The organism is Nocardiopsis sp. SBT366, from assembly GCF_001083815.1.
Classification (GTDB): Bacteria; Actinomycetota; Actinomycetes; order Streptosporangiales; family Streptosporangiaceae; genus Nocardiopsis; species Nocardiopsis prasina.
Window position 1 is genome coordinate 1 of record NZ_LAVM01000166.1, and the last position, 1,830, is coordinate 1,830.

General features: G+C 70.5%; 3 protein-coding genes. 2 read left to right on the forward strand and 1 reads right to left on the reverse strand.

Going from position 1 to position 1,830, the window contains the following annotated elements; all coding sequences use genetic code 11:
- Positions 1 to 71: 71 nt before the first annotated feature.
- Complete coding sequence (locus ADX84_RS25030; RefSeq protein ID WP_049579951.1) at positions 72 to 491, reverse strand: hypothetical protein; 420 nt, start codon at positions 489 to 491, stop codon at positions 72 to 74.
- A gap of 175 nt (positions 492 to 666) precedes the next feature.
- On the opposite strand from ADX84_RS25030, the gene ADX84_RS25035 reads away from it, so the two are divergent.
- Together ADX84_RS25035 and ADX84_RS25040 are read left to right on the forward strand one after the other, a co-directional pair.
- Complete coding sequence (locus tag ADX84_RS25035; RefSeq protein WP_049579954.1) at positions 667 to 1,392, forward strand: SDR family NAD(P)-dependent oxidoreductase; 726 nt, start codon at positions 667 to 669, stop codon at positions 1,390 to 1,392.
- A gap of 52 nt (positions 1,393 to 1,444) precedes the next feature.
- On the forward strand, positions 1,445 to 1,830 hold a 386-nt coding region (locus ADX84_RS25040), incomplete at its 3' end, for a GNAT family N-acetyltransferase (RefSeq protein WP_049579956.1).

Here is a 1,830-nt window from a genome sequence, read left to right on the forward strand (position 1 = left end):
GCCCTTCGGATCGGGGAGGGGGCGGGCCCGCACCACAGTAGCCGTCCCTCGTCCGGGGAACCCTCCCGGTCTCAGTCCTTTTCGCAGTCCTCCAGGATCAGCGACAGCCCGGCGCCGAACAGCCACAGGTCCTTGGACAGGGGGATGCCGTCCGACGTGGGTGCCAGGCTGCCGGGTTTGTGCATGCCGGGCGTGCGCAGGTACATGCCGAGCAGCCCGGCGGCGAAGGCGCTCAATCCGGCTCCCGCGAGTTTGTTCGGTACGAACGGCACCAGCAGCGCGGTGCCCAGGGCGATCTCCCCGGCGCACAGGAGTCGGGCGAAGGTGACCGGGTCGAGCTTGTCCAGGAAGGGGTAGGTGCCCACCGCCATCCCGTGCAGACCCATGGCGGTGTCCTCGTCCGCGCCGCGCTTGTTCAGCCCGGAGTTGAGGATGGACGCGCCGGTCGCGATGCGCAGGACCAGCTGGTGAGGCCGCAGGGGCAGTTTCACGAGTACTCCCGAAGCGAATCGACGACTTGGGGTCACGGTGATATTACTTGGAGTAGTCATCATGAGTGGCTCCCCGACCCCGGGTGTCGGGCGATCGCCAGCTCCCGAGAAAGGCGTTGCTCCTCGCGACGGCCCCGTGGTTGTCTTCACGGATCCACCCCAGCGAGAGGCACACATGCGCAGAGTCATCGTGACCGGCGGCGGTACCGGCATGGGCAGGGCGATCGCGGAGATGTTCGTCTCGGGCGGGGACGAGGTGTACGTCCTGGGCAGGCGCAGGGAACCCCTCGAGCGAGTCGCCGCCGCCCACCCCGGGGGTCGCGTCGTCCCCCTCCCAGCGGACCTCACCGACGAGGAAGCCGTCCTGGCCGTGACCGAAAGGCTGTCGGACGCACCCGTCGACGTCCTGGTCAACAACGCGGGCGGGATCATCAAGGAGAACCCCGTCGACACCAGGGGCCTCTTCGACCTCTACCGCCGCACCATCGACGCCAACCTGCTGTCCGCGATGATGCTCACCCAGGCACTGTGGCCCGCGTTCCGCCGCCCGGGAGGCAGGGTCGTCAACATCAGCTCCATCGCCGCGCATCGGGGCGGTGGCGACGCCTACGCCGCGGCCAAGGCCGGACTCTGCGGTTGGGGGATCGACCTCGCCAGGCGCGGCGGCCCCGACGGCATCACCGTCAACACCCTCACCCCCGGCTACGTGCAGGACACCGAGTTCTTCACCGAGGAGGGGCGTTCGTCCAGGCACGACACCCTCGCCGCCGAGACCATGGTCGGTCGAGCGGGCACCCCGGACGACATCGCCGCGGTGGTGGGGTTCCTCGCCTCCCCCGAGGCGTCCTGGACCACCGGACAGGTCCTGGGGGTGAACGGCGGCGCCCTGCCCGGTCACTGACGGCGGACCACAGCGGCTTTTTCGCGCGCCTGGCCCTCCTAGGCTCGTGCCCATGAACGACACACCCCCCGCTCCCCGTCTCGCCAAAATCACCCCGGAGAACGTCGGAGCCGCCTGTGACCTGCGTGTCCACCCCGACCAGGAACGCTTCGTCGCGCCGGTGGAGCGCTCCCTCGCCGAGGCCTACGCGGCCCCTCCGAACGTGGCCTGGCCCCGGCTGGTCCTGGCCGGTGGCGAGGTCGTCGGTTTCGTCATGGGGGGTTTCGACCCCGACGCCGGAATCGATGCCTTCCGCTGCGGGATCTGGCGGCTGAACGTGTCCGCCGCGCATCAGGGGCTCGGCTACGGGCGGTTCGCCGTGGAGGCGGTGGCCCGCGAGGCCCGCCGTCGAGGGCGGGACCGGCTCACCGTCCTCTGGGTGCCGGGGGAGGGCGGGCC